We start from the raw sequence: 6,968 nt of genomic DNA on the forward strand, positions 1-6,968 counted from the left end.
GCGTAAGAAAGCAGCCTGGGGAAATCAGACTTTAAGCACTATTTTGGCTCAAGGTTTTTAGATGGGACAGCCGTGATTGCTTGCTTTTGTGCTAAGTACTTTTACTGTCGGGAATAGTAAAGAGAAATATGATCTATTTAAGACGCAGTTGCAACTGGAACGGTTGGATAATACAAGTTGGCAATATTTGCTTTTTAATGATGAATTTAATAATATTTCCATGCATCAGCAATCATTATATATTAAAGATATTGCATATCATTTAAGCTTGGGAAAAGCTACTGTTCTATCGCGCATGGAAATTTTATCTACTGATTTTTTATATCATGAAGGTCAGAGCTTTCAAGGTAACGAAGAAATGCTTATAGAGGTGTTGGCTGAGGAAGGCTTTGGCGATGGTGCTTTTAACTCTGGATATTCAGGTTACTTGAAATATGCGCATTATTTGTTTGTGAGTCAGCTGACTAAACGCCAAAATAGTGCGCTATTAGAACACGAAGATGCTAATTACTTTGCTGTTGTTGTGCCTGATAGTGATTTGTTATCTTTAATTATATCATCCTCTGTGTTTTCTTATTTTTCCAATTTTAATTTCTTTAATAAACGCGAATTTATCTATAGCAATAAAGCGCTACCTTATCTACAGGAAGCTATTGCTCAATTCAGTTTTACGTCATTATTAATTTTATTATACATATTCCTACTTCCTTTATTTATACAACGCTGCAAATGGTTAAATAACCTGACAGTAATAGTCAGCATGTCTAAGTATAACCACTTTATTTCCAATAAGTTTGATATACCTTCGTTCATTCGAAAAATTATTAAATCCATTAAAAATATATCTATAGTTAATACAACAGTTCATTATTTTTATGAACGAGTTGCATTTAATAATTTTAGTATATCAGGCTTCGATACAGCTATTTATAGCATAAATAAAGGCCTCAATATTCAAGATTTATATTTAAAAACGAAACAAGGTGAGTTATGAAAAGATGTATAAATAAGGTGAAATTATTTTATACGCTAATGTTTAGCGGTTTGTTAGTTGCTTGCGGGGGAGGCGGAAGTGATGGAGACAGCGGCTCAGGAAGTGCTGCTGCCCTTCACTTAAGTGTATCAGAAAAAATGACCACCAAAATTCCAGACTATATTGCGCAGGGCAAAACTGGGGTAGGTGATGTTAATTTTGAGGTGCTAAACCAAAATAGTGAACTGAAAGTAGGTTCAACTGATCAGCAAGTGCTTAAAATCCAAGAGATTAGCATACAGGGAGCGAAATTGGATAAGGAGCACTTAGCGCCTAACTTATGTATATCTTCAGATAATTCATATAATGAGTTTCAATATTCTTGTACAATTCCTCTTTTGTTTGATGACACGCAGCAATTAGGTGAAAGAGATATTCATATCAATATTACGTTAGAGAATGGACAATCAATTGATTACACTAAAAAAATAACAGTTGTTGATAAGTACTCACCTAAATTGCTCCAAGCACCACTCTTGAATTCATTAGAGCCTTTAGATAGCAATATTTATATGTCTAACACAAAAGATATAAGTATTCACAACCCTCTATCTTATGCATTGAATAATGTTAAATTTAGTCTTGGCAATAATAACACGCACAGCTTGAGGGTGATTGAAGCAGGGGAGACTATTGCTATAAGCGCCAACATGTCAGATAAAGTAAAAAATTCTCTAAGATCCCATGATTATACTAAAGGTAAATTATCTTCTTCAAACATAGGAACGGAGTTAGAATTTTATGTTTTAGATGATAGTTTAGCTATTGCTCATATTGATAATCTATATATACAAGAATTTAATGAAAATAATACGATCAATTTGAGAGTATATCGACCCAATGTAAAGTTTGTTAGTGCCAAATTGAAAGATAATAATGGTAGTGAATTAATAAATAAAAGTGAAATGTCTTTGGATATAGATAGTTTTCCTACTACTGAAGATTATTTGCACGTAGATTCTGTGTATGAATTTAAAATTAATAGTGCAACTCAATCAGCGCATGGTCGTAAAAAACTTGAAGTGACTTTAGAGTTGACTGATGAAAGTAACTTTGAAAATAGCAAAAACATCACCTTAGTAAGTCATATAGAAGTAGCGCCTATTCAGCTTGATATCAGTTCTGAGAATGTCATTTTAAATAATGCCTCAAGAAGCAATTCGAATACAAACTCAGAAGATGAAATTTATAAAATTGAAATAAAAAATAGCTCTCAATTTGATTGGAGTGTGAGTGATAGTTATCTTGAACTAAGTGGGTTAATATTAGCATCACCAAATGAGTATAAAATGTTTAATACTAATTCACCGACCTGCATCATAGAGAATTACAATAAAAATATAACTTTTCAAGGATTAAATAGCCAAGAAACTTGCCTACTTTATCTGAAACTTGACTCATTAAGTGGTGAAACCATTAACGCATTCCCTCAGTTTACTATTAAAAAAGGGGCAAGTAATCTAGCAGCAGATCAATCTTTTGAAATAAAAGCGTCTAAAGCTATACATAATGCCTTTGTGAGCAAACCTAAGAGGCTAGATGAGAAATATTATTTGTTAGATGTTTTTAATAATACTCAAAAATCTGAGTTAGTTTTAGGTTTTGAGAATATAAAACCGGTAGTTGCTGACAGTAGCAATATAAGAAGTCTGCAAAACAAGAATATAAATCTATGTCAGCATTTATCAAATAATGGTTCTCAATATAGTGCTCCATTGAATAATGCATCATGCGAGATTATTTTAGAGAAAGAAGATATCTTAAAAGACTCAAAGGTCAGTTATAAGCTTATATCTGTAGCTAATGGCGAAAATGCAAGAGAAGGATCAGATACAGTCAACCTCGATAACATCATAACTCAAGGAGATTATCACCTTCTAACATCAGAAGATATTTATTTTATTGATAGTAAACATATCATCAAGCGCATCAACAATTCAACAAGCCAAAGTGAGCCATTGAGATCTGCAGTAACTGCAGATTTGAGCCAAGAGAATTCAGGAATTTCGGAAGTAACGGCTATTGCCAGTGATTATAAAGGTGATTTTTATATTGCATCAAACATTAAAAGTCTTATTCACAAACTTGAATCAGCTAAAGTAAATACGCCGCTACCTTTTATTTATTTGCCCAGTAATGATTATATAGAAGATATATTAATTAAAGATAGAGAGCTATTTGTTTTATCTTTTAATCCTATTAGCAATGAAAATTCATTCTATAAAATTAATTTAGATACAAAACGACTAGCTAAGATTAAAACATTTAGTGGCTCAGTCAATAGAATGAGATTGATTGGCAATGACATTCATTTGTTGGGTAGTAACTTATCATTTGATAAAGGAGCCTCGACCAATATTTTGGTATATCGTACTAACATTGATGATTCTCAGTTGATTTATGGTTTTATACCTTTTTTAGATAATCTTGATGAAAGCGTTTTATTTGATGCGGCATTAATAGATAGTAATTACTATTTGGCAACCTTAATGAAGGGAATTAACGGTTTATACACAACTGAATATCCGTTCCAAGAAAACTCAATGGCTAAAAAAATTCCTTTTAATGATAGCAATTTTTCAACACGAAATGCTTATATTAGCAGACTTGAGAATAGTCAAGATGGTGCTTTATATGGTACGTCAAGAGGGAATAACAACTACTTGCTTGCACGATTAAAAGCATCTGATGATGGGCAAGTATTAGAGGCAAGAGAAACTACTTATATTAGATCATTTGTGGGCGCTAAGGATGCTGTTTATTTTAGTTATGCTCAAAGCGAAGATAATCCTGAAAATTCTATAACTAATCACGATCAAGCAGAAAATTATTATGTCAGTAGATGGTTGGATAATAGCGATAATATTGACAATGAAAATGTATTAAAAACAGAAACCTTAGTTAATAAACTCAGCATTCAAAGCACAGAACACGTTTCAGATAATAGTTTTTTTGTCAGCATACCGCAAAAAATTAGTGTCACTGAAAGTGAGAAGTTTAGCATATCAGCCAAAGTGTATGGCAATGAGGAAAACATTAGCTATTCTTGGAGTAGTGATTTACCAGACACAGAATCACGTATAAATAGTTCTAGTACCTTTAGCGGAAAGTCACCTTATTTTGAGCCTAATGGAAATAATGAGTACCAAATATCTCTTAAGGCTTCTTCTTCAGGAGCTACGCAAACGGTAAAAGCTTTAGTTAACGTTAATGTAGATGAAAAATCAAAAGGTACTGCTTCAATTTCAGGCAACACTAATGTGACTGAAAATGAGAAGATAACATTAGAAGCAATCTATAACGCACCTGAAAACTCTCCGGATCGTGAGGCAGATTCTTATCAATGGACGATTCCCACGGGTTGGGATTTAGACTCTGGTTCTACGACTGATAAAAAGATTACTGTTAAAGCTCCTACGTGGTCTCAAGGTGCTACGGGGTCATTTACGGTGGTTATTACTGATAATGGCGGTGTGAAAACACAACCTGGGTCAAAAATTATAACTGTTAGCGCTCGGCCTCCTCAAATTGATTTGATTATCACTCCTATTTTAACAGGGGGGAAACAGTGACGTTTAGTGCAAACATGAAAGTTTTTGGCGGGAGAAGTATTAATACATGTGAATGGACTTTCCCAACAGATTGGATTGTTATTGATAATTCTATTGGCTCTAATAATTCCATCTGTGAAATTCAAGTACAACTTCCTTATTATGATGCCCAGAATCCTGATAAAAAACACGATATAACCTTGGGTGTAACAGATACAGCTGATCAAATTAACACCTCAACTACAAGCAATCTTAAAATAGAAATTAATAATACGATACAGCAGCCACAGTTATCCGATAGTGCTCTTGAAAATATGAGCAATAAGCCATTGATACAGGGAGATGGTTATGATTTTAGTGAGTTATTTGATGGACAGAATCATATAAAAAATTACTCTTTTATAATTAGTACTGTTTCTTTGAAGGAAGGTGATTCTCCTATTGTAAAACACAGAGGAGATAATATACCTTTTGATAACGGCAATACTATTATCAATGCGAAAGAGCTAGCAAATAAGACGATTGATTTTAATTATGATGCAAGAGCAATGACTTTAAGTAATCAGTATAAAAATGAAAATACTTATAACTTTGAAATCACGCTGTGTAATCTTCAAAATCAATGTAAAACATGGGACTATGATTTTAACTTATATCCTATTCAAGCAATTAATTTTAGTGAAAGAAATTCAGAAGAATTTGCTCTTGAAAAGGATCCTGAAGATAGAAAAGCTGTTGTTAAAGATAATATCACAGGTTTAATATGGTATATAGATAACTCAAGAAGTTACAATTATACAGAATTGCACCAACAACTTAACGTGCTAAATAGTAAAGCTAACTCTACATGGCGGCTTCCTAATGTAAATGAATTATTTTCAATTATATCTATGGGTGAAAATTCACATAGTGATATTCCATTTACAAAGGAACCAGTATTAAGTTCAACATCTCGTCCTGGTGAAGATCATCTTAAAATAGCATTTGAGCCAGCATGGCTTATTTGGTATTCAAGGTATTTAAATAGAAACATTACGAATAATGCGACCCGCCCTTATTTTGTATTGGAAGATAATACAGGAAACACAATACCAGTTTTGTCCCCAGTAAAAAATATTGAAGAAACTTCGCTTCTTCAATCAGTGTTTAATAGTCGATTTGTTGTGGAGGAAAATGATGTAGAAACATGCAAATACATAAAGGATATTGCTACTGGAATTAGTTGGGTATATCGAACTGATAGTGTACAGTGGGGTGAGTGCCATGATAATTTGAGGCTTCCTACGCCTTACGAAGTAGGGACTTTATTTAATTATGATCAAAAGGAGTATCTATCCTATTTTGCAAAGGAGGCTTTAGATATTAGTGATCAAAATAATGATATAGAAAGCTTTAGAGATTCTATTTATATGAAAGGTGACTGGAAGATAAATTATTACAATGAAATAATCAAAAGCAGTTCATCTACGATTGATTTATCGCTTTTAGCTATAATTGATGACAGTAAAACTAAAGGGGGGAGAGAATAATCGAGATTATCGCGCGTAATATAAAGTGTGTATAAATACGTGTTTGTAAAAAAACACATTAATACTTTGGGGTGACATATTATCGGCTGAGCCAGTCGCACTTGAGTGAAGAAATCTCTTTTAGATGAAATTATTCAGGTTTGAGTCTGTTTTAGTACTTACTTACAGATTGGCGAAGTCGTGGGGAAATTTAAAACAATATAATGGGGTATATAAATGTATAATAAAAAAAGTATAGCTATGCTTTTAACTTCAGCATCGGCTTTAATTTCTTTTGATGCTTTTGCAAAAAATAAAGAGAGTAGTTTCTATAATAATTCACAATTATCTAAAATGGATTCTGAAAATAATGTAGATCTTTTAAAAAGCACTAGAGCTAGCCATGTTGCAACATTTATTAAGTATAGTGACATGAAGGCGGAGATTAAGGATCTCCTTGAATTTCACAAGGATAAGAGTGCAAAAAACAGTGATGCTTATAAGGAGTTAACCGATTTTGTCAAAAACCTTAAGTTTATTATAACGACAGAAAGTCGACTGAATGCAATTAATGAATTTAGGAATATAGCATATAAATGGATTAAAGAAATAACTACATATTCAAAAGATACAAGTTATAAATCATTTGTCGCAGAATTATCTAATATTAGCAATGGAGTAAAATATCAGTTTGGTCAATATCTGCTTAATGATACTATAAGTAAAATCTATACTGAAGTTGATTCAATTCATGGGGTTTGCCATGCGCTAGTGACACTACGAGATGCTCCCAAACCACCACGGCTGTCCCATCTAAAAACCTTGAGCCAAAATAGTGCTTAAAGTCTGATTTCCCCAGGCTGCTTTCTTACGCAA

4 protein-coding genes are annotated in these 6,968 nt (G+C 32.8%); all 4 read left to right on the forward strand.

Features of this window, described 5'->3' with window-relative positions; translation table 11 throughout:
• The first annotated feature begins 88 nt into the window (after nucleotides 1-88).
• The 4 genes from ACTS4L_RS10850 to ACTS4L_RS10865 all read left to right on the forward strand — a co-directional run bounded on the left by ACTS4L_RS10850 (nucleotide 89) and on the right by ACTS4L_RS10865 (nucleotide 6,935).
• The gene (locus ACTS4L_RS10850) at nucleotides 89-994 is read left to right on the forward strand and encodes a hypothetical protein (protein WP_440652037.1); all 906 of its coding nucleotides are present in this window, start codon (nucleotides 89-91) and stop codon (nucleotides 992-994) included.
• Nucleotides 991-4,605 (forward strand): hypothetical protein, encoded by a 3,615-nt coding sequence (locus ACTS4L_RS10855; RefSeq protein ID WP_440617870.1) that lies wholly within the window; start codon nucleotides 991-993, stop codon nucleotides 4,603-4,605. Before ACTS4L_RS10850 ends, ACTS4L_RS10855 begins: the two co-directional genes overlap by 4 nt.
• Complete coding sequence (locus ACTS4L_RS10860; protein WP_440617869.1) at nucleotides 4,602-6,113, forward strand: Lcl domain-containing protein; 1,512 nt, start codon at nucleotides 4,602-4,604, stop codon at nucleotides 6,111-6,113. The genes ACTS4L_RS10855 and ACTS4L_RS10860 overlap by 4 nt, the downstream gene beginning before the upstream one ends.
• Nucleotides 6,114-6,329: 216 nt before the next feature.
• A complete protein-coding gene (locus ACTS4L_RS10865) occupies nucleotides 6,330-6,935 on the forward strand; it encodes a hypothetical protein (RefSeq protein ID WP_440617868.1) in 606 nt (201 codons plus the stop codon).
• Nucleotides 6,936-6,968: the final 33 nt, after the last annotated feature.

It is taken from the genome of Cysteiniphilum sp. 19S12-1 (assembly GCF_052030685.1).
Lineage (GTDB): Bacteria > Pseudomonadota > Gammaproteobacteria > Francisellales > Francisellaceae > Caedibacter.